This window comes from Chitinophaga sp. RAB17 (assembly GCF_052114225.1).
GTDB lineage: Bacteria > Bacteroidota > Bacteroidia > Chitinophagales > Chitinophagaceae > Chitinophaga.
Window position 1 is genome coordinate 1 of the sequence record NZ_JBFREI010000005.1, and the last position, 25,684, is coordinate 25,684.

Genomic DNA, 25,684 nt, shown 5'->3' on the forward strand with positions numbered 1-25,684 from the left:
TATTTCTTTTTACTCCTGATGGTGATCCCCTTGGGACTACATCCCCTTGGGACTACATCAATGCCTTATATATCGCGGCTTTTCAGGGTTTTAAAAGTTAGTGTAACCTTTTTTGTTACCTCCCGGAATAGCTCAATTTGATCAGGTTTGAAAGAACTTTTTATCGTTATGAAAGTACGAAGATATTTGCTGAACTGGTGCAAAGTAATATAAAATAAATGCCCGCAGATCTTTTACATTCATGGTAAATAACAAAAGCCGCAAGTACTACACGCTTGCGGCTTTTACATTCTGCCAATATTGGCAAAGCGTTTTTCATTTATGGCTATAGCCAATTAAAGGTTTTCTACTGTTATATAATGTAATACAGTCTTTTCTTTATCATATATAACACACTCTATACTTTTATCCACTTTTATGATTTCCTGCGCAATAAGTAACGCTGTTATTACATCTTCGAATATTGTATAAACCTTTTGAGAATCATTTATGGCAAGTTCATAGTTTTCATCCAACACATTTCCTGTTTCAACTTTAGCCCTAAGCAATGCTACTTGATCACCCTGTAAGGGAGGAAAATTTTCCATCGTAATTAATTTATTGTACGTATCTGACATTTGCGCCTCTTACTGGCCCCTTTATTAATACTTCCGATTCACTAACTATTGTTCCGGGCGCCTGCTTTAAATTAACTGATTTCAAATTAGGGCTCGTTATTAGTGATGATTTAGGAACCGTAGTTTCCAAAACAATCCCTCCTCCATTGGGCCTTAAAGCAAAATTAGTTGCAACCTCTGGATTTGTCGACCAAGATGTATAGGCGCTTTCCGTAGTAACCGTATTATGTTCTAATGGAGTCGCATTTCCTCCTCGGGGATAGGCATTCCCTTCTACAGCTTGTCCATAGCCAGGATGCGATTCATTCACCCCTCTATAAATAGTTGACATTTCTTCAGCAGCAGCTCCCGCTTTACCTGCACCTTTCAATGCACTAACTGCTTTAGCTCCTCCTTCAGCAACAACTGCAACAGTTACCTCCGCTGCCTTTTCCCCAACAATTTTTCCTGCACCATATGCCCCTTCGTTAATCACTACGCGTGTATTATCAACAACACCTTTCGCCATACCATAACCACCCATAGTGGCAACATTAAGCGCGTTATTTAAAAGCGCTTTCGGAGAAAACATAGCCTTTACTGTTTGCCCTGGATTTGCTATTGCATTTCCTGCATTTCTAAAGAACCCTGTAAATCCGGCCTTGACACCATTAAAAAATCCTTTCTTATTCGGGTCTTCTCCTTCATCTCCTAAAAAGTCATTATACCTGATTGGGTTATCATAGTTAGAAGCATACGGAGACCAAGCTTCCATGTTTTCAATCTTCGGATCTATCTGGTTCCACCTGCCTATCTGGGGATCAAGATTCCTCAACTGTGCATCATATATATCAAGATCCAGTTCATTCGTATACTCTATCCCGTTATACTTCTTCCTGTTCTCCGCATAATTCGCCCCCTTCAACGCATTCGCACTTATCCCCGCCATCGTCAACCCAAACGGATAATAATGCGTCTCCTCCAGTAACGGTCCTGCATTAAGACCCAATATTACATTATCAAAGAACACGTCCTGTGTACTCTCATTGCTGGTATAAGCATACAGGAAACCTGTCTTCTTAATTACCATTTTGTCCTGTCCCAGTGTTTGCAGCTGATCCGGCTCCGCCTTTACCTGCTTTACACCGCTGTTCTCATCAACTAAGTTAAACTGATCATCGAATAAAACAAAATTAAGATATGCCTTGGGTCTGTCTGCGTTGAGCTGATCGGGCTCTTTATCTTTCAGTCGCTGGTAGTCATTATTGTAAAAATTGCTATTAAAAGGCGTTTGCTGATCAACACCGGCACTTCCGTGTACTCCAGCATCCCCGTTGCTACCATTAAATGCCCGTACCAAGTCGGCCAACATGTTTTCGGCAGTCGAAGCTGATGATTTACCCTCCTTAGGTCCACCCGATTTGTAAAAGGCCTTGGCACCGATTTGAACAGTATCTCCTGCCATTACACGTAATACTATTGAAGGGCCTATCTTTTTGCCTGTACCTGTTGCGGTTAGTTTTGCCACCGACGCATTGCTGCCAGCACTTTCATCTGCTGGATATCCAACCGGTTTATCTACACGGGTGTTATCAATATTACTGAATAATGCTGTTTCCTTAGCTGCCACTGGTGCTTCCATTGTAGCGGCATACATAGTAAAATCAGTTTGTTCAGTTAATACCAACCTTACATTACCCAGATGATCCTTTACAAAGTAATCGAAAGGATATTGAGGCGCCTGTCCTGTTTTAAATACTGCACGTATTCTACCTTCTTCATGGCCTAAAAACTGTAGTGTATCATTCTGATATACAAACCCTCCGAGGTAGTCAGTGGTGGTAATCTTTGCCACACTGCCGGTATTATCCCGCACAATCTTTCTTAGCTTACTGCCCGCTGCATCATACAGGTACTTTATCACTCCTTTTCCAGTAATCACAATGCTATCCGGCAGGTTCAGGTGATTGTAGGTAATGGCTGCAATGTTCTTATTCAGATCTTTTATAAGGTTTCCATTGAGGTCATAATCGTAATCATCCCCACTATTGGCACCATTAATAAAATCGCCCAGTTGGGCGCTGGTGGTATTGGCAGGATCGGCTACTGCTGCTAACTTGTTGCTGGCAGCCCGGTAGGTATAACTGAGCTGATCTATCTGCATTTTTGTAGCTCCCGTCATTCCCATTTGATTCATTGTCTGGATATTGCCGTTAGCATCATAATTCAGGTTGCTAACAGAAAAATCCTTCTGATCCTGGGTCCAGTTCGTACTACCATTATTCTGCTGGGTGAATGGCGCCGAAACTAAACGATTAACTTTATCATAATTATAGCCATAAGCCCGTGCAATACCGTCGCTACGGCTTTTCCAGGTACTTCCTGCAATATTACCGTTATACTGCAAAGCTGTAAATCCCGAATCATAGGCCAGGGTCTGTCCAAACCAGTTGGTTGAACTTCCAGGTGTGCTTGCATAGCTCTTGTTGATTCCGTTAAGCCACCCTCTGATATTATAATCATATGTGAGTGTCTCCAATTGCGAACTCGCCGTTATGCCTATACGTTTTGTCTTCAGTTGCCCCAATTCATCGTATGTATTGGCTACAATTGTTTTATCGAGCGACGCATTCGCGTCATTGAGCCTTTTTTTAATACTAGTCAACCTACCTGCTGCATCATAATGAAACATTGTCAGCATCGTAGTTTGCGGAGAAAGGCTGCTGCGAAGATTTTTATGCCGAAGGTATGTACTGAGTACCTTCCCGTTAAAATCAAACAGGCTGGTGGCAACATCCAGTCCCCCATTTACATTATCTGTCAATGTCTGAATCAACCTACCCTTATCGTTATAATAGTTGGTGGTAGTTAACCACTGATTGGTACCCAGTACCCTTACTTTAGTTCCTGTCACTTGTCCTTTCACCATTGTACTGCTGGTAGCCGGGAGCGGCTCTGCATTGGGGCTACCATCTGCCTGTGGCTTTGCAATATCCCCGCTGGCATAGCCTTGCGAACCAGTAAAGGAATAATTATCATAAAAAGTATACGTGAGCGGTGTCAGTGAATCGGAAGGAATATTAGCCAGCGTATTGGTCACTGCAATAGTGCTGCTACCGCTGGTGGCGCCCGGACTGATTATTGCTTCTGTCTCCGCTCCGGATCCTGTATCAAAACCCTCCACCCAATCTATGCTATTAGTCGCTTCGTATTTGGCCCGCCCATCATAGTTATCGACGATAAGATCAGCCGGCGCAGGAAAATTGTAAATAATATTCTGACTACTGTTACCGGTGGCGCCATTAACAGTTATTTGTAATGATTCCCTTGTAGCGGTGGAATTCTTATATAACGCTGTCATTACCGGCCTGTTTAGTCCATCGTAAAAAGTTGCCAGCCAGTTTTTCCCTTTCATATTACCATCGCGGCTAAATGCTAACCTGTCGCGCACGTCGTACACCATTTCGGTGGAGTCAGCGCCAGGCACTTTCTTTACCATCATCCGGTTACGGCCGTCATAGCGGTATATAAAGCAAAGCTCTCCTGCAACAGCGGTGCTGATCACCCAACCGCCGGAAATGGCTGCCTCCACGGCTTTGGGAGGAATCACAAAACGAAGATTGCCTAAGTCATCATAGGCATAGTAAGTACAAAGCCATCCCATATGCCCGGTACCCGGCGAGGCAGATAACTGTACTTTTTTGAGCACCACTCGGTTTTCCTTGTCTTTATATTCTACTACCTGGTTGCCGGCTTCATCGATAGCTACATTCTTATATAACTGCCCCACAATATATGTGCGGCCGGCAGCACTGGTAGGTATCACCTGGCCATTTGCAAAGTCCCATATTCTTACAGAGTCGCTAACGGCATTTACCAGGTATTGATTCTCTACATACTTATTTCCACCTCGTTCTACGCCGGCAGGATTATTCTTTGCCCAACTGGCCCCAGGAGCATATGTTTTCAGCACCCGGTTTAAAGGAGAGGCTTCGAAATCAATATTGCTGTAAAACACCTTTTCACCCGATGTTTGTGATAAGTAAAAACTGTTCTGTGCATTAAACGGGTCGGTTTTAAACTTTCCGTCGGCTGTTCCGGGAGCCGCATAAGGTAGGTACTTTTGCTGTTCCCTGCCGAATGCATCATATATCACCGGCGCCACCAGATCCTTACCTCCCGGGCTAAGCGCTTTAGACACCGTTTGCAGTGGCCTGCCCAAACCGTCGAAGTACTGAGTGGTTTGCCGTACCTGGTCTACCGTACGTTGTGCAGCTACTATATATGCTGCATCCGTAGTAGCCACCGCAGGCTCCCAGGTGCGTACATAGTTGATGGTAGTATCAGTGTATGCTCCAGGCACATTAACCGAAGTTGCCAATGGGCGGGATGTTGCAGCAGGCGTTTGGGCAATCAGACGGCTACTTTGTAGCAGTATGAGTACCAGTATATAGCTATTTATAAGTAGGATGCTTCTCTTCATAGATTTAATTTCCGGGTTATTTTGCTACTGTATTATTTGATGTTGAAATTGGTACCTACACTGCCTGAAAATTTTCTTATCGTTATCTTTGGTCATCTTTATATACATACTATTTGTCAAAAATTTCTGGTTGCAGATGAAACAGGTTATTTTTTCCACCCACCTACCAAGGCTGTTTCCAGCTGGTTGTCGGCCATTTATTTTCCTTTTGGCCAATACCTAATGGCCGCCGCTACCCGGCAGGAGTACTGCAGGTGAGATATTGATTGTTGTATACGCTTTGATTGTTTGGCTGGTAGATTGCACTAAAATTTTCCCCCTGTCACAAATCAATTGCATGGTAATACCTCCAGGAGTCACAACGGCAGATCCCGAATATGAATTATAACAACTATTGGAAAGCGTTCCCACCTGGAATGGGGCTCCAGGTGTAATATCTATTGTTGGATAAAAAATGAGCGACATCGTTAATACATTATTACTTGTCGATGCAGAAAACGAACTTAAAGAAGTCTGGCTGCCAGGATTTAGAGATGTAGGATTATTGTTTAAAGTACAGGTACCGTTTTGGTTAGCATAATTTTGCCCGTTGAGATTAATGTCTGCCTGCGCTTTAGAATCCGCATCTGCCTGACTTACAGTAGATGTGGCAGTAGCTGTATAAAGAACCGAGTTACCTGTAGAACAACTGCCGCAATTATTTCTTGAAAATGTTTGTGATTGGGTGCTTTTAAACACACAAATGCCGTTCGCATTTGCATAATTTTGCCCTTTGGTATTCATATCTGCCTGTGCTTTCGAGTCTGCATCTGCCTGGCTTATGGTGGATGTGATTGTAACGGTATATGTCACATCAGTTCCTACAGTGCCACCAGTACAATTATTTTTTGTGAACACTTGTGACTTGACACTTGTGTAAACTTTAATACTACAATCTTCAGGCTGGCCTGCGAAATTGTAACAAAAAGTCTTAACTATGTTATTATCGTGATCCCGAATAAGCTGTAAGCGATTCAATCCGTCATACTCGTAGTAGATTGTTCGTCCGTTGATATTCGTTTCGCTGGTTATACCAACTAAAGGCATGTAGGTATAAGTAGTTACAAAGCCATTGGAGAGACTCCTCAGCGGCGCCAAAGCGCTTCTCAATGAATCGTCGGTTAATGATTGAATGGTTCCCGGGTTTACCGTTAAAGCAATTGTTGCATAGTCAATGCCCGTTATTTTAGCAACAGGATAGGAATAGTTATAGCCCCATAGGAAGCTCGTCACTATCCCGGATCTGTCTGTAAATTGCAGCAGATTTCCATGAGCATCATATTGATCAAACGAGGCTTGTTTTTCCAATACATTTCCAGCAACAGACGTCTCACTGGTAGCCGGCGCAATGATTGTGTTGTTGTACCAGGAACCATAATTTGTTTTTGCTTTTGATAGTTCTTTTGCCGCAGAAACTGTTTCCTCTATTAAAGGAGAAATGATATTATTAGTGACCATTTTTTGCGAAACAGCATCGCTATAGTCCTGCGGATATTTGAAAACCGTTCGGATAGAATCTTGTTTAGAATTTATGCTCGTTTTGTTTGTTATTTGATTGTAGCTATTGTAGCTGTATAGCTCTGTTTGAGTTAAGGGATTATTCCCATTTTGATCATAGCTAATAATCTGTTTTTTTATCGGGTAATAAGAATACGTATACTCTTTATTTGCAGTTACAAAATTAACCGCATCATAACTAGTACATTGAATAGACCCTCTATAATCAATGTATGGTTGGTAGCTGTTAAATCTTCCTGCATCATTCCTGTATTGTATCAGTTGTTTTTGTAATAAAATATTAGTTGCAGAATAGTCAAATATTCCGACCGGCTTGCCACGTTCGCGTGCAATACTATTCATTGGAAAATAGGCATCATCCCCTCTTCTCCACGTAGCAACTCCAATAGGAGCACTGTCAAAATGTGTATTCCCAAATAAATCCTGATCATAACAAGTAAAAAAGTTCTTTGTATAAGATCCATCCTGATTTATTTCTACTACTTCATCATAACCAATATATGACATATCTCCTGCATCACTGTAGCATCCCAATGAATTTATCGCGCCCTCATTTAGTGAATAGCTAAAAGGCTGATGATAAGACGGTCTGTCGTTTATTGACATATAATAAACCGGCATCCCATTTAATGTGCCGCTAGATAAAAGGGTAGCTTCATTGGAACCGGCAGCATAATTTTTTTTATACAAATATCTTTTATGGAGCACCATATTATTATCGGACGTATATCCATTTATTTCGTTTATACGACAGCCGCCAGCCCATCCACTGGCGGCATATACGGTATCTTTAGTTTTTGAGACAACCTTGTTATAGTTGTGCGCCTCCCACTTAAAAGTAGAATAGCCCCCGGTAGGATACGTGATTTTTGTTAGCAATCCGGTAGTTACTACATCCGGATTAGATTCCCTATAAGGATAAATGCCTAACACAGGCTTACCTACTACCGTTTTGTTATTACAGAATCCCCAATGATCAGTGGAGTCGCCTATTGGCAGAGGAAGTTTTTGAATATTGTTATATTCAAAAAGATATTTTTTAGAATTCCCATTATTTTTATCAACCACTTGGAAACTGTTTAAGGTCAGTCGTTGACTGGGTGAATTGCTGAACCCAAATTTGAATTTACCACTAATGGAATTGTTTGTTTTTACCGTAATGCTATCTAATTGTTCCCATTGTATATTGGGGTCTGTTTGCCTATAATTATCTCCCAATATAATATAGCTGGTTACAAAAGTAGCGGTTTGTGCTCTTAAAGTGCTATAAACTTGTTCCGTCAATTTTTGACAACCCGACGCAGACGAATTAAATATAACACTGTCATTTGAATTACTAATAGAGGTTAGATAAACCGGATATTCAAAATTCCCATTTACATAACCACTCACGCTGACATTCATAGTACCGCCGGTGCCCCCACAAAGAACTAAACTACCTCCGCCGGTTGGCCTTGTTCCTATATTTGACGACTCACTGGCGAATAGACCTAATTGATAGGTCGGGTGGGCTCTTTTATAATTAAAATTAACTTCATTACCATATATATCCACTATCTTATTAAGATGCCATGCTGTTGCCATCATCGTAAAATCATCTCCGAAAAGCAAAAAGTCCGAAGAAAAATCTATTGCATCTGTGCCTCCAAAATAACATTTTGTACCATTTGGAAGCGTAATTACAAATCCTGCAAAAATTAATTCAGGCATTCTGGAAGATAAACTCATCAACGTTATGTTATGTTGTCTTAACACATTATCTAAAATGCTTTTGGATAGAAAAGGTGTTGGCAATAAATCTATTTTAATAGGTTGCTGGTCCGAAATCACTTTCCAACTACTACTACTTCCATCGTAATAAAATTTACCGCTATAACCACAGACATTAAAGCTAAATTCATCGGCACAAACATCCGGAAATTGATTATTCACTGATGTAAAAAAATCATTTAATTTAGTTGGATTGGTTAAATCTGTAGTAGCAACTTTCTCACTACCAGACACAACTCCAGCCTGCACAGGATAATAAGATATGAAGTTGTTCCAAGTCCACTCATCCGGACTTTGCTTTATCTTTCTTGTGATGCAGGCCTCAGCGCTTAAATTCCATCCAGTGCCCACCCATCCCGCAAATTGCCCAACACGTACATTGCCAGGGTGGTATGCCAATGTGATTGGTATGTCTATATTTCCTTTTTTGTATTCGTAAACAGGTATAGAAATTGAGGGTACTCCGGTGTATAAACTTACAGGAATATCACCAAAGCGCTCCATACTGGCCACATTGGGAGTCGATATTTTAGGATTGGGAGCCAGTTGTCCCCAACAGTATGCAGCATTAAAAAATAAAAACAAAAAAATTAGTTTAAACTTCATAGATCATCTTTTAACTATTAGAATACTTACCGTTTTAGTCGGGCGATAATGTTGTTCTTAATTGATACCGGTTAGTTAGCGTTTGTTTAAAAACTTGGAGCACACATTTTAGTAAAATGGAAATGAAGGCTCCCTGAATCCCCATCAGGAATAGCCATCAAATTTGCTGCACTGTTACTAATCGTAATAAAATACCAATCTGTTTTTAAATAAGAATTCATAGTAATTATTTCCACTACCACTATCAAAGCCGGTTTCCAGTGTTACTGAATTAGTTGCTACATAAGTACTTCTATCATCAGTGGCTACTACCAAATCTGTAACACCTGGAATTTGATTGGATGTACTACCTGAGCTTGATAAAATGCCTTTTGAATAATGAACGGGGCAGTTTTAAATTTGCCATCACTCATACTGCCTGTCTGCGGTACTTATGGTAAGTATTTGTAGGTTGCTCTACCAAAATTGTCATAGATACTTGTTGTTACCAGATCCTTACCTGAGCTGCTTACCCCTTTGTCTACAACCTGAATAGGTCTACTTATCCGTCAAAATATTGTGTTGACAGCCTTACCTCATTCACAGTACGGGCAGGGTCGCTTACCACAGCAGGATCACTTGTAGGTATAGATGGCTCCCAGGTGCGTATATAGTTGCCAGTATTGTTATAATAGGAAGCAGGGAGTGCTGGGGGCGCAGCAGGTGGTCTGGGATTGCTTGTTGGGGTATTCTGTGCACTGACGTGGGTTATACAAAACAATATCACTACTATGCTAATTAACTTCACGCCGGTACCAGGGGAAAAAGGATACATAAACATCGTTTTTGGTATAGGTTAAAACCTTTCTGATAGAAGAAAAGCAATAAAAATATTCTAGTTAACAAATCTACAGGGAATAGCATTTTACTCGATTATTCACAGGTGGGCTAATGGGACACCAATACCCAAAGATGACAGTCAAAGAATACGCACTAAAATACATAAAATTGAGAAAATATTTATTTTTTGTTCAAGATTGTCAAATCTGTCGTGGGTGAACCGACATTGCCAAACCGGTCAGCTATCCCGGGTACTGGAACACCTTCAGCGGGAAGAAATGGTACTGGAACCAGATCATCTGCCAACAGGCAGTAAAAGATTGGCCAAGAAGAAACAGAACAACAGGAATGTGCGCCGACTGAATTATATGCAAAGAAATATATCCGGCATAAATACCTGTTACCAACAAATGAAAATGACCTAACCTCCCGGATAATTATTGCTGCACTTCCTGCTCAGCTTTCTCAAATCAATCACATTTCAGAGGTTATTACAGCGAAAAGAGTTATGGATGATTTTGGAGTATCTAATAATGAAAATCTCTTAGAATTCATATCAAAAAATGTAATTTACATGTTGATAAGTCAACCCAAATAAAACTAACTAAGCCGAAACAGCGAATTCGCACTTTGATAGACTAACAAATAGACCAAAATAACAAAGCCCGCGACCGGTGCAGGCTTTGAAACTCTCCAGTGATCCCCTTGGGACTCGAACCCAAGACCCATACATTAAAAGTGTATTGCTCTACCAACTGAGCTAGGGAATCATTCCCCCTAAAGGGAGCGCGAAAGTAAACATTTTTTTAAAACTTCAACACTTCTTCCAAAAAAAATTCCAACAACAAATAAAATGAGAACTTCAGCACCAGGCCATCCAGGTGCTTCCCCGTTTTAAATTATTACATTGTGAGGGCGGCCAGACAAGGCTAAACGGTAGCGATGGCATGATCTGCTACGCGGTCTTTGTTTCCTTTACAATTTTCTTTATCAGAGATATTTGTCCGAGATGATAGTGTGTATGCTCAATCACGCCAAGTAAATTCCTGTAATAATTTCCGTACTTAGGGTTGTCGAAGTCCTGGTCGAGCTTTGCTTCGGCTAAATTTTCAATTTGTAATGCCAGTTCTTCTGCTGCTGTCAATGCTTTACTGACCAGCTGCTGCCATCCTTCTTCCGTTGTAATGGGAGGCAGGTCGAAACTAAATTTATCGTGGGCGTTCAGGGGTTGCCCTTGTAACACTTTCAAAATAGCACTCACATAGTAGTTGATATGAAAAACTAAAACAGCAATGGTGTTAAGGTCATACACCTTTGTGGTAGCTTGTTTCCAGTTTATATCGGCTAAAGTATCCTTCAGATTTACACTTGTCCAGTTACCTCCAAAATGAACGTCCCTGAAATGTTTGGATAGTTGTTTTGTGGTGGTCATAATAAATAATTGGGAGAATGATTTAAAGTACGGCGGTCTCCGTTCCTTCCAGGATAGATTTCAACCGGGGAGCAAATCCCAATCCCCACTTGTCAACGGCGGCAATGAGCGGTAACAGTGTCTTCCCCGATTCCGTAAGATAATACTCTACCCTTAAAGGGACTTCTGCATAGATTGTTTTTCCTAATACACCATGCAGCTCCAGTTCTCTCAGATCCTTCTGCATAACACGCTTGGTAATACCATTAATAGAATGCACCAGGTCTCTGGGACGTTGTATTCCTTTCGAAATTTCATCCAGTAAACAAAACTTCCATTTAGAACCTACTACTTCCATCGCAATGCTGAGACCACATTCATAGTCAATGGGAATTTTTCTTTGATACATCTGCTTAAATATGCTTTTTTGACTTACAAAATTAATCAACTGACCGCTTACATACATGGTGATAAATTAATCACCAACTGATTAATTACCCTCCTATTGGTCAATGATCGTACTAACACCATATTTGCTAAAATAACAAATAATAATTCATAAAAAGAGATGAAGAAGACATTGGTGATTATCACTCATTCGAGCCTGGAAACCTCCACTATTAATAAACGGTGGGTGGAAGAATTAAAAAAACATCCGGATGAATATCTCATACACGATCTGCATAGCGTGTACCCGGATGAAAAAATTGATGTAAAGAAAGAACAACAACTATTAGCCGCTCACGATAAAATTATATTCCAGTTTCCTTTTTATTGGTTCAACTGTCCTCCGTTTTTCAAAAAATGGCTGGATGAAGTATTAACGGAGGGATGGGCATACGGGTCTGGTAGCGGGTATCAACTGGCAGGAAAGAAAATGGCGCTGGGCATTACAGCGGGTATTAATAAAGAAGATTATACCGCCTCCGGGAGATATAAATACACACTGCAACAACTAACAGCACCGTTTGAGATAACGTTTGAATACATAAGAGCTGATTACAAATCGTTCTTCGCCTTTTATGGAGTAGAGCATCGTCCTACCACCACACAAATAGAACAGAGCGCGAGCGATTATATCTCTTTCATAAAAGGTTTATGACACCATGTTTCCCTTAAAATAAAAAGCGTGATACCTTCCTTTCGAATGGTATCACGCTTAACGGGAAGCTTAGTTAAACTTTCAGAAATACCTTCTTCTTATACATAAAATATAAAAACAACCATTTTACAAACACGAGGGTGATCGCCAGCGCTACGGCGCCAAACGGCTCACCTACCAGCTGACCGAGCCATTTAAAGAATGCGTTATTGGTATAACTCCAGTCAATAAAGTGAGCAGAAATATAAATGAGGATAGAGTTCATTCCGATCACCCGGAAAAAGAACGCCCATTTTTTATACCCTGCAATGTCAATCACATAGTAAAACAGCGCGAGCAACAATAGGCTGATACCTCCTACCTGCAAAACAAATGAACTACTCCATAAATTTTTATTGATGGGAAAATCCAGATTCCATATCTGCGCCAGCACCAAAAAAATCACACCGGTAACAGCCATCACACCTACCTTCTTTACTGGTAACATAGGACTGTTCCGTAATAAATTACCGGTAATAATACCCAACATAGCCGTGCTGATAGCGGGAAACGTAGAAGCAAATCCTTCCGGGTCATGGATGCCCAGGTACAATTTGCCCGGAACAATTAAACGATCCAGGTAAGAGGCAAAATTTCCCTGCATAGTAAGATCACCGGGCGCAAATCCGGGTGCCGCCGTAAACTTTAACAACAACCAGTAAGCCACAATGATTCCCACAAACCAGATCATCTGCGCCCGCTCCTTCGTATACAGATAAATGATATTGGCAAACATATAAGCCAGACCAATCCGCCCCAATACGCTACAGAAGCGTATCTCCGAAACAGGATGCAGCTGCAGCCCGTTATTATAAATAACCCCCAGCAATACCAGGATCAATCCCCTTTTTATGACACGTAATAAGAGCTGGGTGCGGCTTTTTCCCTTCTCCAGCTCACGCCCTACGGAATAAGGCGTTGAAACCCCGGCCATAAAAAGGAAAAGAGGGAAAATGAGATCATAAAAGTGAAACCCATTCCAATCAGGATGTTCCAGCTGTTCTGCTATCGCACCCCAGAATGGCGAACCTGTTGCTTTGGCTATCTCGTGGAAAATCGAGCCTCCACCCATAATCCAGAACATATCAAATCCCCTGAGGGCATCTAATGAGTAAAGCCGGCCCTTCTTTTCACCTTCGCCGGTTATGGCTGATACTTCTCCAGCCTGTGCCGGAAATGCTGTTATTGTACTCATGAATGATTCATTATTGAAGAGATCAAACGATTATTTTTATAAACTCAAATGATTTTGGCCGCATGCGGTTTACAAACTAACAAAAATGAAATTAAATTTTTTTAAAAATTAATCGGGGGGAAGCAATATCAGGCTATTCCTGGATAGCAAAACATAAAAACAACTGATTATCAACATTTTAATAATTTAACTACCAACTTTTGTAATTATATTGAACCTTAGTACTTTTGATGATAACCTGGTACGAAAATGTACCCTTCGGCCGATATCCGAAAAACCCGGCCGCGAATACAATCGCTAACCCATCTAATAAACAAACCATATGCAGATGCCAACAACAGACCTTTGTGATGAATTCAGCGAACAAGTCAAAGTAGCCTTGCCCATCGGATTCAAAGATTTTGGTGGAATAAAATCCTTTCATGGACAAATTGTGACCTTAAAATGCTTTGAAAATAATCCCCTCGTCAGACAAACCTTAGAAACAAACGGCACCAACAAAGTGCTGGTAGTAGATGGTGGAGGCTCAAAAAACTGTGCTTTAATGGGCGATAATATCGCTGAACTGGCCATTAAAAATAACTGGAACGGCGTCGTTATTTATGGCTGCATCAGAGATAGCGTGGCCATTTCCAAATTACCTATCGGGCTAAAAGCGCTGGATGTAGTCCCCTTAAAAAGCGGAAAGAAAAATGAAGGAGATACGGGCATCACCATCAATTTTGCCAATATTGACTTCATTCCGAATCATTTTATTTATTGTGATGAAGACGGAATCATTGTTGCTGAAAATGATTTGTTGAATGCCCGTAGGCCCTGATTTGTAATAGCTGTTTCTTAATTAAGTCCAATATATAGGGAACAAAAAATTCTTACCAGGAAATTAAATTATTCCTTATTTTTAGATAGAACAATGAATTGACTGCAGGAGCTGGCACTATATGTTTATCGACCCGGGTGGAATACCAGCTCCCCATAATCTGTCACTTCCTCTCTCCGAAACACAAAAGCCAGTAGCACTTAAATTAACATACTATCTGAAAAAACCGTAATTCTTCATTCTAAACAGTAAACAATGACCAAAATCTCCCATCTCGTGGTGGCTGTTACAGCACTTACGTTAGCAATCATCAGCTGTAAAAAGCAGCCTGAATCTGCTAATCTTCAGAAAATTGATACGAAAAAATCATTGGCAACCGTCAATGGCATTGCAAATGGCACCTATATGCTGAACGTAGTATATTTTGTTCCATCAGATCTCGATACCGTGCCTGGCTATCGGGCAAGGTTAAACGGCGTATTCCTGTATATGCAGAATTTCACTTCCAAATGGATGAACCAATGGGGATACACCGGCAAAACAATGGGACTGCAAACAGATTCCAGCGGCCAATTGAAAATATCCCTGATACGCGGACAGCTGGGTAAAAACAGCTATCCATATGACGGCGGCTCAGGCGCTGTCATGACCGAAGTAAATGCTTACTTCGCGGCACATCCCACCGAGAAAAAAAGCGATCATATCATAGTTGTCATCCCCACTTACTCCTACGGCTCCAATGGAGATCCCAGTGGCGGACCATTCTATGGAATCGGTCGCTGGTGCTTTGCATTGGATTATACCGGTCTGGATACGATCAATCTTGGTAAACCCGATGATAAATTTTCTACCAAATGGATTGGTGGTATGGCACATGAAATGGGACACGGCATTAACCTCCCACATAACGGAGGCGCCCAATCCCAAAATATCTTATATGGCACCACATTAATGGGTTCCGGCAATTATACATTCGGGAAAGCACCTACCTATTTTTCTCCGGCAGATGCGGCAATTCTGGCAAATGGCCAGGTATTCAGTACTGTTACCAGAGCTGACTGGTACACTGATCCCGGATGCCAGGTAAAACAAGTATATGCGCAGTATAATAGCGCCTCCGCAAGCATCATCGTTTCCGGTAAATTTTCAGCCACTAAGGCAGTAAAGGATATCGCTTATTACAACCGCAATACCGGTACCGATAATGGTGGCTATAACTCGGTAACATTCGCCTCTAAGCCAATTGGCACCGACAGCTTCCGTATTGTTATGCCGGTCAGCGATTTCAGAGACAAGGGAAATACCAATTATGAATTTACCATCAGGCTATGTCACGAAAACGGTAGCATCAGCAGTTATGTCGCTGCCTATAGTTTCGTGAATGACGTTCCTGTTATCACCTTCGGCGATAAGGCGGTATACGATAAAACCGGATGGACGGTAGCTGCATTTAGCTCCCAGGAAACGGCCAGCGAAAATGGCGCCGCCATCAATATCATCGATGGCTCCGGCAGCACTTTCTGGCACTCCCGGTGGTCAACCAGCGCCACCAGCTATCCGCATTATATCACCATCGACATGGGGCAGAAGTTGGATGTGAACCGGTTTACGTTCAAACAGCGGGACAGCCGAATGGTGAAGGTGGTGGAAATCTTAACTAGTAACAACAATACTACCTGGACCTCCCAGGGCGATTTCACCCTGGCACAAAGCACGAATCCACAAAATATAATGCTTTCCTCCACAAAGAATTTCCGCTACTTCAAACTAAATATGAAAAGTTCTTATGATGGGGAACAATTCGCCGCTATGTGTGAAGTGGGAACGTACAAAGATTAATAACGAATAGGATGTTCCCGATATCGAATCGGGAAACGCTTACACTTTCATTCAAGATAAAATAAAAATATAATCCGGGCAATCCTGCCTGGATTATATTTTTATGCGGTTTTGTCATATGTTTAATAAAAATGTAAATGGATACCAACTACTACACAGATAAATTTGAGAAAAGTCTTGCCCGCTTCGACAAGCAGCTTTTCATCCAAAAAAAATTGGACTATAAAGTGGGTATATGGCTAAACTCAGTCGTATTGAAAATCCAGAAACAATCCTGGCGCAATACTTCTCCCACAGCAAAGCCATTCGAGGAGTCCATCTTCTTCTCTGTTTGGCTAAACGAGGACACCATTCGCCAGGGTAAACTATACTATAACATACATGCTTTAAAATTAAGACAGCTGGCGGGCTACTCAATTAAAAGCCGTGAATTTGCAGATGCCTTCCGGTTAAGATTCAAAAACTTTGAGCAAAAATGGCCAAATGTAAGTGTGGACTTTGGCCCTTTAACACTGATGGAGGGTTGGGTGGTCATTGATGAAGAAAACCTGGACAGTATCATTTCAGAGCTTGCTCACCGCTTTTCAGACATTGAATTTATCATAGATGATCTGCTGGCAGAAAGAAAAAAGACCTCCCTTTAATAAACCTCAAGAATAATTACTTCCATTTTATTGAAGAGGAAACTATCTCCTGCTTTTTTATGCAACAGCACCTGTGCCAATGGTGTATAGGGAGATAGAAAAAAAATGGGTCTGTCATCTATCAGTTGTTTGCCCAAACCCGCTGCAATAAAAAAAGATTGTTCTTTACATCGTACAAAGGCACCTGTTTGAGCAGCTGTATAAATGATGTCTGTATTTACTTCCTGTAACCTGGCCAGCTCTTTTAAATTTTCTGCCTGCTGCCGTGCGTGCATATTTTTTTCCAGATGCCCCATTGCTCTTCCCGTTTCGTATTTATCACCAGCCGAACTTTTATCTTCACTGTTAGCTGCCTCCTGTGCGTTATCAATAGCCGATTGGGCCATGGCAATACGTTCCGTTATTAATAGGTGGCCTGCCTGTTTTAAACTGGTTTTAAAAGCGATCATTTCCTGGCTCGTCATAAATTGTCGATTGAATCGCGGGCAAAGTAACTATTTTTTTTGTGGCATAAATATCTGGCTAGATAAACATTCCCTGATTGCTCTCCAATAGGATTCAAAAGCTTCCTTATATTTACCCGTAGATATCACGGTGTAAATTCTAAAACATATTACATGGCTTCAATGACGGGCGAATGGCAGGGATGCTATATCTATGGCCCGGAATACGGAGAAAAATTATCCGGAGAAAAAGTGGAATTCAGGTTGTCGCTGCTGGATACAGGAGACAATGAATTTGAAGGAAAATGTCTCGATTTGAATAGTGGTATCAGTACAAACAATCCGGCACTCATTAAGGGGTTTATAGAAGATGACTTTATTAGCTTTACAAAAGAATATAAAACTTTCTATTCGATTGATAAAGACAATAAAGTAACTCCTTATTCACCCATGGAGAAGCCCCAATTGAATTACGATGGCTACTATGACCCGGAAAGTGAAAGCTTTTCAGGCAATTGGGAGTTTACCGGAAGGGAAGATATTTATGGAGACGGTTACTATGTAGAACTTGCTACCGGCACATGGGAAATGAAGAGGGTATAAAGTTTAAAACACGCTTCCAACCCCTCCAACTGTCCGTTTCCGGACGCCTACCGCCCGCACATGAACAGTTAGAGAAAAAAGCCATACATAAGTGATATAAGCTGCATATCGCTCTGATATGGCAACCTTCTTGCGGAAGTGCCTGTATAATGTCAAAACCATGAGCCACATTGTCATTCCCATCCCTCCGCTCCCGGGTAAGCAGGAAATAGAAGTGGAAGTAACCATCAACAACCAGAAGCAACAGCTGCACTACCGCGTGGAGTTGTTTTATTGGGACGATTGCTCCAATCCTATGGGACACCGGGCAGATTGTATCAGTGAAATGCTCTCACATCACGATCCGGAGTGGATGGTATATTATATCGGCGCACCTACCGACAAGTTTGTGCCAATCACATTTGTGAGTAAGGAGAGCAGGAAACTATTACACCCCGCTAAAGTATAAGGGGCGCACATTCGAAGGAATTATATCCTGCCAACCCGGCCGGCGGCAACTACAACAGTCGCTCCAGTACACCTTTGCGTTTAACGATGTTTTTATAATCCCATTGAATCTTTGCTGATTTCCCCAGCCAGCGTTTCAACAAATCTGTGTCTACCTGCTTCACATCCGTATAGCGGGCCTCCGCTGCCTTGAAGGTACCTTCCGGCTGCAAACCATCTTCCTCAAAAGACTGCCCACTCCAAAACAACAGGCGCACGGAGTCTTTCAATTTACTATAGCCAACAATAGGATTACCATTCAGAAACCACACCGGATGCCGGTGCCAGATCTTGTTTTCCGCTCCCGCCAGGTGTTGATCAATTTCCTTCGCCAGCTTTTGGCAAATGGCCTTATCCGCAGCAGACATACCATCGTTATATGCCTTTACTTCTTCGTTCATATTGCCTGTTTTTAAATTAAAAAGATAGGATCAGATTGAAAATATCACAAATAAATTATTCTGCAAAATGCCCGCTACATCGATACCTTGTTCCCCGATAATCTACTCCCTATCTGCTGATAGCTGACGGTATCTGTTAATGACCTGATAAACGCTATCAGCGCCTTCTTTTCAACGGCTGTCAGCTGTAATTTCCCGGGCGGCAATGTCTGGTGCGCCGGGCCTATACCCAGTCCCGCACCGCCTCCTTTATCGTAAAAGTCGATGACCTGTTCGAGGTTACTGAACACACCGTTATGCATATACGGAGCAGTCAACTCACTATTCCTGACCGTAGGCGTTTTGAAAGCATACCTGAAAATAGAGATCGGGTATAACAGGTATTTACCGGGATCATTGTCCAGCCGGGCAGGGGTGCGGTTATCTGCCGGCACACCTAATACTTCGGATTCAGGCTCTGCGAAATAAGGAGGCGCCACCCCATTAAACAGAGGGGCAAAGTGACAGGTACCACACTTCCCTTTTCCCATAAAGATGTTAAACCCTTTTTTTTCGGTGGCACTCAGCGAAGCAGGGTCGCCGTTCATATATTGGTCAAACCGTGATTGCAGACTGTTGAGTGAACGTAGATAAGACGCGATGGCGTTGGTGATCATTTCCGCAGAAATGTCGTCATCACCCTGGAAACCCATCGCAAAAAGCTTTCTATAGCTGCTATCTTTCCGGAAAATATCTGCCGCTTTAGTAAGAGAACCTCCCATTTCCACTTTACTATGCACTACTTCGAATACCTGGCTTTCAAGAAAATTGGCGCGGGAGTCATAAAACAATTTTGATTGAAAAGCTACATTCATCAATGTAGGCGTATTACGGCTTACGGTACTGTTGCCATCCAATGAAGGACTTTTGGCGAGTCCATCTGTAAATGCCTTATCCGCCTGATGACAGGAGGCGCAGGATCGTTGCAGGTTCCCGGAAAGTCGTGGATCATAAAATAGTCGTTCTCCCAATATCTTTTTCTCCGCAGTAGGATCTGATTCATTGTTGGGTGAATAACCATTTGGTTGGAAGTAGGTGGTTGCAAACAGATGAGGGGCACCGGGTAGCAGGATCTTTCTTTCTGCCGGTAACTCCAGCAACAAAGCGTGTTGCCACTGGAGAATAGTGGTACTGATAGGGTTTGCATAGGTAGTGATAAAATGCAGACGGTCAAAAGCGGAAAAGCCCGGATGTTGCGACAGGTATATTCTTCCTGCCATCAGGCGGCTCATCGTTTGTTGATATAAATTTTTATCTGTCAATACCGGCTGGTACAGCGCAAGTACCTGTTGGAGGCCCTGCAGTGCTGCCGCCGCTTCCGGCATAGACTTCAACGCCACAGGGGAGTCGTAACCACTAATACCCAATGCAATGATCCGGTATATTTCAAACCGGATGGCCTCAAAAATATAGGCATCCATAAATCCATAAGGGTCCGTTTGCTGCTGCAAACGAATAAACTGCAACCGCAGTTTTCTCGTAAGAGATAATGCTTCCCGCCACTGAACCGGTTGCCCATCCGTAAATATTTTTTCTTCCAGCAACTGAAACCCTTGCGGAGCAATAACCGACAGGGAATTTTCACCATCGGCATACGGAAGTGCCGGGCCATTAATGATCTTAGAAAGATGCGGATAATAATATTCTACCAGGTACTCCACTTTCTTATACGCGATCCTGCTACTGCAGAAATGTTGTTTTACCTGCGCAGGAGCTGCATGTTGCAACAATGATTTTTCCAGTTGGGTTAACTGCCTGATGATAACGCCAAGATCTTTCCTGAATGCTATTTCCAGCGCGGTGCTTTGTGCGCTGCCCCCCACTCTTTTCCCCGGTGCAGCGAAAGAGAGCATCGGAAAAAGCAAAAATATTGCTATAATATTGGCTTTCATAGGGTTTGTTGTCTAAATAAAATAGTCTAAAAAGATAAGCAATTTTAATTTATATTTCATGTTATAACCAAAATCTGCCCCTACATGATTACCCATCGTTTAACCTTCTGTAAGCTGGTAGCAACCCTGCTTTTTATTGTCTGTACTGCAGTTATTGCTCATGCACAAACCACGCTGTTGCCATTTGGCAGCACCTGGAAATATCTTGACAAAGGTACCAACCAGGGCACTGCCTGGAGAGCCACCACATTTAATGATGCCACCTGGGCATCAGGCCCGGGAGAGCTGGGATATGGTGATGGCGATGAAGCCACGGTTGTCAGCTACGGCAGCAGCAGCTCCAGCAAATACATCACCACCTATTTCCGTAAAACATTCAGTATCACTAACGTGAACAACTATACGGGATTTACGCTGGAATACCGGCGCGATGACGGTATCGTTATTTATGTGAACGGCACGGAAGTGAAAAGAAGCAATCTGCCCTCCGGCACTATCTCCTATACCACGCTCGCTACAGACGCCAGCGATGATGGAGGTACGGTGCAAACAGCTGCTATCGCTACATCAGCCTTTGTAGAAGGCAGCAATACCATTGCTGTAGAAATCCATCAGACCAGTGCCAGCAGCAGCGACATTTCCTTCGACCTGCAGCTGAAAGGTACTACCAACAGTACATTACCGTCAATTACCCGTGGCCCCTATCTGCAGATGGGTAATCAAACAGCGGTAAGTGTGCGCTGGCGCACCAGCATTGCGGCCACTGGTAAAGTAAAATACGGAACCACCTTCGGGGTGTATACAGACAGTGTACAACATACGACTTCACTGACAGAGCATGAACTGAGAATCACCGGTCTGTTGGCCGACACAAAATATTACTATAGCGTGGGTACTACCACCGGCGTAATAGAAGCTACGGCGCTGAACTATTTTAATACGGCTCCCACTCCTTCCACTACCCGCAAGGTCCGCATTGCTGCCTATGGAGATTGCGGAAACAATTCATCCAATCAGATCAATGTAAGGAACGCCTATCTGAATTATATGGGCAGCAACCCCACAGACGTATGGCTGCTGCTGGGAGATAACGCCTATGATGAAGGCACCGACGGAGAATATCAAACTAATTTCTTCAATATCTATAAAGATAACCTGCTGAAAAATATATACCTGTTCCCTACGCCCGGGAACCATGATTATGCCAACAACTCTTCCAGGCAGGATGATCATAACATCCCCTATCTGGCCAACTTCACCCTGCCTGCAAATGGTGAATGTGGTGGTGTAGCTTCCGGCAAAGAAGAATATTATTCATTTGACTATGGAGATATCCACTTTATCTGCCTGGATGCCTATGGGGAAGAAAGCAATAAACGTTTTTATGATACCACAAGTACACAGATCACCTGGCTCAAAAATGACCTGGCCGCCAATGCGCGTAAATGGACAATCGCTTACTGGCATCACCCACCCTATACAATGGGTAGCCATAATTCAGATACAGAAAGCGACCTCGTTGCCATTCGCCAGAAAGTAATCCGTATCCTGGAAAGGAATGGGGTAGATCTTATTTTGAATGGGCATAGCCATGATTATGAAAGATCTTACCTGATCAAGGGACATTATGGACTGGAAAATACTTTCTCCTTTACCACCAATGCAGTGAGTAACAGCAGCGCTAAATATGATGGTAGTGCCAACGCCTGCCCATATCTTACGCCTTCGGCCAAAACACTGCATGGCACCGTATATGTAGTGGCTGGTTCTGCAGGCCAGGTAGGCGGCACTTCTTCTTCATTCCCACATGCCTCTTCTTATTACGCCAATGCAACTACCGGAGGATCCCTGTTGGTGGAGATTGAAGGAAATCGCCTGGATGCTAAATTTATTGCGGCAGACAATACGATCAAAGACAAGTTCACCATCCTCAAAGATGTGAACAAACAAACGACCGTAAATACAACAGCTGGCCAAAATGTAACATTGACTGCCTCCTGGAAAGGCAACTACAAATGGAGCACCGGTGATACCACCCGCGCGATCACCCTTACCGCCGTTGCCGGCAACACCGTGTACACGGTATCGGATAATGCCACTGCTGGTTCACGGTGTATACAGGATACGTTTAATGTAATCGCAGCAAGTGCACTACAGGCAGATAGTATCTCCCTGAAAACTAATACTACACCGGTATCGCAGTTTAAGTCAACCGTATATCCCAACCCTGTTTCAGGAGGAAAGTGCTATGTGGAAATAAGCAGCAAAAAGAATAACCGGTTCCATTTACAGATCAACGATGTAAGTGGCCGGCCAGTATTGCAGAAATGGCTGCAATCACCAGCAGGACGCATCAAAGAAGAATTATCATTACCGGCAGGTATGTATTTTATTGTGATCGCAGGCAGTAATGGCGAAACCAATACGCATAAGCTGATCGTACAGTAATTGATAACCTGGAACCAAAATAAAGAGGGCGCACCTGCTAAGTGCGCCCTCTTTATTTTCAGTAGTTAACAACCCCGCTGCAAAGCGCTTTTCTCTCCACAAAATAGAAAAGCCGCGCAAATCATACGATTCACGCGACCTTATTACATCTGCTACTCAATAGGTGATTTTCACGAGACGATTATTTTGTTTAAGATCCAGCTTATTGAAATTTCCTGTCAGTATAGTGGAATGACCATCCTCTGCGTTAACACCATCTATTACCGGTATCGTGAAAAACGGCTGTGTAAAGCCAAACCCGCCTATGTTATTATACTTCGTACTGAGTTTCCCTGTGGGCTCCAGTATCGCACAACCGTACCTTTTAATACCGTTGTACAACTGGAAATCACCGGTCACCAGAATCTGACCATTGCCCAGTTCCATTGATCTGTAGAGGTATCCGTCTGGGCCGGTTCCCGTCCCTGTGTCAAAACCAGCATCCAGTGAACCATCTGCATTAATAACGGCAACTTTGTTACGGGGCTGGCTGTTGTATTTTATAAACCTGCCGGTAATCAGGAACTTGCCATTGCGCATAGGTGATATATAATTGATCACCCCATCAGGCCCACTACCAATTTGAAAAGAAGGATCCAGTGTCCCGTCTGTATTCATGCGGAATAAATTGTTCACCGCCGTGGCATCGCTCTTTGTAAAACTACCACATACTATCAGTTTATCATCCGACTGCAGGTAAGTATTGCTGATATAACCATTCATCAGCTCCTTTCCCCGGTGCGCTGCCAGATCGTAGTTGTAAGTAGAGTCAAAAGATCCGTCTGCATGCAGTCTTACCACTCCTGAAACCCGCACAGAATCCGTAATCACGGTATCCTTTCCTGCCGGATAATACTGTTTGCTCAGGTAATATTTAAACCCGCCAATCACAATCACATCACCATTGGACTGCACGCGTAACTGAGATACTGCACCATCAAACGCTGCTTTAAAAGTCGGCACCGTATCTATCACCGCTTCGCCGTCTTTATTGATATGATTAACCGTGCGTGATACCAAAGCACCTTTTGAGGTAAGCAATGCCAGGTTGCTTACTACACCTGCCGTATACCCGTTGACGTTAAAATAGCCGCATAGCAGCAGCTGCCCGTTCTTCATGAGCTGTACATCATTAACGATGCCTTTGATGCTACCTTCCGTTTTAAAGGATTTATCCTGGGTGCCATCGGCTAAAATAGCTACAATACCACTGTTGCCGGCACGCGGACCACCATTATTATAATCAGAAAAAGCACCTGCTACAATATAAGTGCCATCGGGTAAGCCCAGAATCCGATATACCCCATCATTGGCGCCTACAAAAGAGGCAAAGGTATTATCCACCTGCATCAGTCCATTAACAGTAAACAACGGTCCGGGGAACACCTGGTCGCCCACATTCATGGTAACCATACCACTGCTCGCCAGCTCCGGTACCTGCACCTGCAAGGTAGTATCTGAAATGGCTTTTATAATAGCTGGTTGCCCATTGAATTTCATTACAATACTATCCTTGTACTTCAAAAAACCACTGCCGGTAAAACGGATCACATCTCCATAACCACCTGTTGCCGGTGATGCCATGGTGGTGTTCAACTTTACCTTCAACTGTTCTTTGGCATCTCCATACGGATCTTTGCCCACGTACGTATCTTTCTTACAGGCGCCTGCTCCCACTAAAAAAAAGACAAGCAGCACTACCAAAATATTGTTATTCATGCGCGTAAATTTGAAGTAAACAATTAATGCCCGCCGGATTGTTGCCAGTAATCCAACACCGCCTGCGTAAATGCGAAAGGATCAAAACCGAAAAAATGATCATCATCCAGTACATGCACCACTTCGTTTTTGCATTGCAGATCTGAGGTGGCTACCTGACTGGTAATACTCAACGGGCTGGCCAGGTCTCCAATAGCGGTAATCACTACAGTACGGGGCCCCACATCCTTCGTGCCGTTGTAGTCACTGAACTGAACGCCCAGGTTCATGATATAGCCATTATAGGATTCCATATTCTGCCCGGGGAAAACCGGTAACTGCAGCTTATCCCGCCGGGCTATATCTTTCAACATATACCTGCCTCTGAAAATATAACGCGAGAGGAAGCGCTTCCAGATTTCGCCCGGGATATCCCGGATATAGATAGAATCCATATTATCCGCATAACGTGCCCCATTTAGCACATCCATCGCTTTTTTGATGGCATGGTTGGTAGGTGCAAAAAAAGTAACACCCTCTTTTTGCAGAACATCACGTAAGCCCGCACTATCAATAATGTTGGTGAGTGTATCAAAAAAATATGGTCGGGCTTTCAGAAAATCATACGCACCGATATCATATACCCCTATCTGTTTGCCACTATCTTTATAATAATCATCTTTCCTGCAGGATAGGGCCATCACCATCAGTGCCACTACCAGTAAAGGGAATAAACGTGTTCCTGTTTTCATAT

The 25,684-nt window shown here is 42.7% G+C and carries 21 protein-coding genes and 1 tRNA gene; 8 read left to right on the plus strand and 14 right to left on the minus strand.

Annotated features, from left to right (window positions below; all coding sequences use genetic code 11):
• Positions 1–335: 335 nt before the first annotated feature.
• From AB4Z08_RS17890 to AB4Z08_RS17910, 5 genes are all read right to left on the minus strand, one after another.
• Positions 336–587 (minus strand): hypothetical protein, encoded by a 252-nt coding sequence (locus tag AB4Z08_RS17890; protein WP_441575130.1) that lies wholly within the window; start codon positions 585–587, stop codon positions 336–338.
• Positions 588–597: 10 nt separating this feature from the next.
• Positions 598–5,079: a DUF6443 domain-containing protein gene (locus AB4Z08_RS17895; protein WP_441575131.1), complete on the minus strand. Its 4,482-nt coding sequence runs from the start codon at positions 5,077–5,079 to the stop codon at positions 598–600.
• A 219-nt stretch (positions 5,080–5,298) separates the two neighbouring features.
• Positions 5,299–9,012, minus strand: a complete 3,714-nt coding sequence (locus tag AB4Z08_RS17900) for a DUF5977 domain-containing protein (RefSeq protein ID WP_441575132.1) — start codon at positions 9,010–9,012, stop codon at positions 5,299–5,301.
• Between the two features lie 431 nt (positions 9,013–9,443).
• Complete coding sequence (locus AB4Z08_RS17905; protein ID WP_441575473.1) at positions 9,444–9,557, minus strand: DUF6443 domain-containing protein; 114 nt, start codon at positions 9,555–9,557, stop codon at positions 9,444–9,446.
• The gene (locus AB4Z08_RS17910; RefSeq protein WP_441575133.1) at positions 9,554–9,826 is read right to left on the minus strand and encodes a hypothetical protein; all 273 of its coding nucleotides are present in this window, start codon (positions 9,824–9,826) and stop codon (positions 9,554–9,556) included. The genes AB4Z08_RS17905 and AB4Z08_RS17910 overlap by 4 nt, the downstream gene beginning before the upstream one ends.
• Before the next feature lie 220 nt (positions 9,827–10,046).
• Here AB4Z08_RS17910 and AB4Z08_RS17915 point away from each other — a divergent pair, with 220 nt between their 5' ends.
• Positions 10,047–10,256, plus strand: coding sequence for a hypothetical protein (locus AB4Z08_RS17915; protein WP_441575134.1), 210 nt, complete (start codon positions 10,047–10,049; stop codon positions 10,254–10,256).
• Between the two features lie 272 nt (positions 10,257–10,528).
• On the opposite strand, the gene AB4Z08_RS17920 is transcribed toward AB4Z08_RS17915, so the two are convergent.
• The 3 genes from AB4Z08_RS17920 to AB4Z08_RS17930 form a co-directional block, all read right to left on the minus strand.
• Positions 10,529–10,601 (minus strand) — tRNA-Lys (locus AB4Z08_RS17920).
• Positions 10,602–10,786: 185 nt separating this feature from the next.
• The gene (locus tag AB4Z08_RS17925) at positions 10,787–11,263 is read right to left on the minus strand and encodes a DinB family protein (RefSeq protein ID WP_441575135.1); all 477 of its coding nucleotides are present in this window, start codon (positions 11,261–11,263) and stop codon (positions 10,787–10,789) included.
• 22 nt (positions 11,264–11,285) lie between these two features.
• On the minus strand, positions 11,286–11,651 hold the full coding sequence (locus tag AB4Z08_RS17930; protein ID WP_441575136.1) for a winged helix-turn-helix transcriptional regulator: 366 nt from the start codon (positions 11,649–11,651) through the stop codon (positions 11,286–11,288).
• Positions 11,652–11,810: 159 nt separating this feature from the next.
• Between AB4Z08_RS17930 and AB4Z08_RS17935 the strand changes: the two genes are divergently transcribed.
• Positions 11,811–12,344: an NAD(P)H-dependent oxidoreductase gene (locus AB4Z08_RS17935; RefSeq protein ID WP_441575137.1), complete on the plus strand. Its 534-nt coding sequence runs from the start codon at positions 11,811–11,813 to the stop codon at positions 12,342–12,344.
• 73 nt (positions 12,345–12,417) lie between these two features.
• On the opposite strand, the gene AB4Z08_RS17940 is transcribed toward AB4Z08_RS17935, so the two are convergent.
• Positions 12,418–13,578, minus strand: coding sequence for an acyltransferase family protein (locus AB4Z08_RS17940; protein WP_441575138.1), 1,161 nt, complete (start codon positions 13,576–13,578; stop codon positions 12,418–12,420).
• Between the two features lie 322 nt (positions 13,579–13,900).
• On the opposite strand from AB4Z08_RS17940, the gene rraA reads away from it, so the two are divergent.
• From rraA to AB4Z08_RS17955, 3 genes are all read left to right on the plus strand, one after another.
• A complete protein-coding gene (rraA, locus tag AB4Z08_RS17945; RefSeq protein ID WP_441575139.1) occupies positions 13,901–14,398 on the plus strand; it encodes a ribonuclease E activity regulator RraA in 498 nt (165 codons plus the stop codon).
• Positions 14,399–14,653: 255 nt separating this feature from the next.
• On the plus strand, positions 14,654–16,237 hold the full coding sequence (locus AB4Z08_RS17950; protein ID WP_441575140.1) for a discoidin domain-containing protein: 1,584 nt from the start codon (positions 14,654–14,656) through the stop codon (positions 16,235–16,237).
• 137 nt (positions 16,238–16,374) lie between these two features.
• Entirely contained in the window at positions 16,375–16,881 is a 507-nt protein-coding gene (locus tag AB4Z08_RS17955) for a hypothetical protein (protein ID WP_441575141.1), read from the plus strand.
• Here the strand turns inward: AB4Z08_RS17955 and AB4Z08_RS17960 are convergent.
• Positions 16,878–17,345 (minus strand): hypothetical protein, encoded by a 468-nt coding sequence (locus tag AB4Z08_RS17960; RefSeq protein ID WP_441575142.1) that lies wholly within the window; start codon positions 17,343–17,345, stop codon positions 16,878–16,880. The two genes, AB4Z08_RS17955 and AB4Z08_RS17960, sit on opposite strands and share 4 nt — an antisense overlap.
• 153 nt (positions 17,346–17,498) lie before the next feature.
• Between AB4Z08_RS17960 and AB4Z08_RS17965 the strand changes: the two genes are divergently transcribed.
• Both AB4Z08_RS17965 and AB4Z08_RS17970 read left to right on the plus strand, forming a co-directional pair.
• Positions 17,499–17,927 (plus strand): hypothetical protein, encoded by a 429-nt coding sequence (locus AB4Z08_RS17965; protein WP_441575143.1) that lies wholly within the window; start codon positions 17,499–17,501, stop codon positions 17,925–17,927.
• Between the two features lie 118 nt (positions 17,928–18,045).
• Positions 18,046–18,375: a hypothetical protein gene (locus tag AB4Z08_RS17970; protein ID WP_441575144.1), complete on the plus strand. Its 330-nt coding sequence runs from the start codon at positions 18,046–18,048 to the stop codon at positions 18,373–18,375.
• Between the two features lie 49 nt (positions 18,376–18,424).
• Here AB4Z08_RS17970 and AB4Z08_RS17975 read toward each other — a convergent pair whose 3' ends face one another.
• Both AB4Z08_RS17975 and AB4Z08_RS17980 read right to left on the minus strand, forming a co-directional pair.
• Complete coding sequence (locus AB4Z08_RS17975; RefSeq protein ID WP_441575145.1) at positions 18,425–18,814, minus strand: DUF1801 domain-containing protein; 390 nt, start codon at positions 18,812–18,814, stop codon at positions 18,425–18,427.
• Positions 18,815–18,888: 74 nt separating this feature from the next.
• Positions 18,889–20,745 carry a cytochrome-c peroxidase gene (locus AB4Z08_RS17980; RefSeq protein WP_441575146.1) on the minus strand — a complete coding sequence of 619 codons (1,857 nt, stop codon included), beginning with the start codon at positions 20,743–20,745 and terminating at the stop codon, positions 18,889–18,891.
• An 84-nt stretch (positions 20,746–20,829) separates the two neighbouring features.
• Here AB4Z08_RS17980 and AB4Z08_RS17985 point away from each other — a divergent pair, with 84 nt between their 5' ends.
• Positions 20,830–23,193 (plus strand): metallophosphoesterase, encoded by a 2,364-nt coding sequence (locus AB4Z08_RS17985; protein WP_441575147.1) that lies wholly within the window; start codon positions 20,830–20,832, stop codon positions 23,191–23,193.
• 156 nt (positions 23,194–23,349) lie between these two features.
• Here AB4Z08_RS17985 and AB4Z08_RS17990 read toward each other — a convergent pair whose 3' ends face one another.
• The gene (locus AB4Z08_RS17990; protein ID WP_441575148.1) at positions 23,350–24,951 is read right to left on the minus strand and encodes a DUF5008 domain-containing protein; all 1,602 of its coding nucleotides are present in this window, start codon (positions 24,949–24,951) and stop codon (positions 23,350–23,352) included.
• Between the two features lie 23 nt (positions 24,952–24,974).
• Positions 24,975–25,682 (minus strand): fasciclin domain-containing protein, encoded by a 708-nt coding sequence (locus AB4Z08_RS17995; RefSeq protein ID WP_441575149.1) that lies wholly within the window; start codon positions 25,680–25,682, stop codon positions 24,975–24,977.
• Positions 25,683–25,684: the final 2 nt, after the last annotated feature.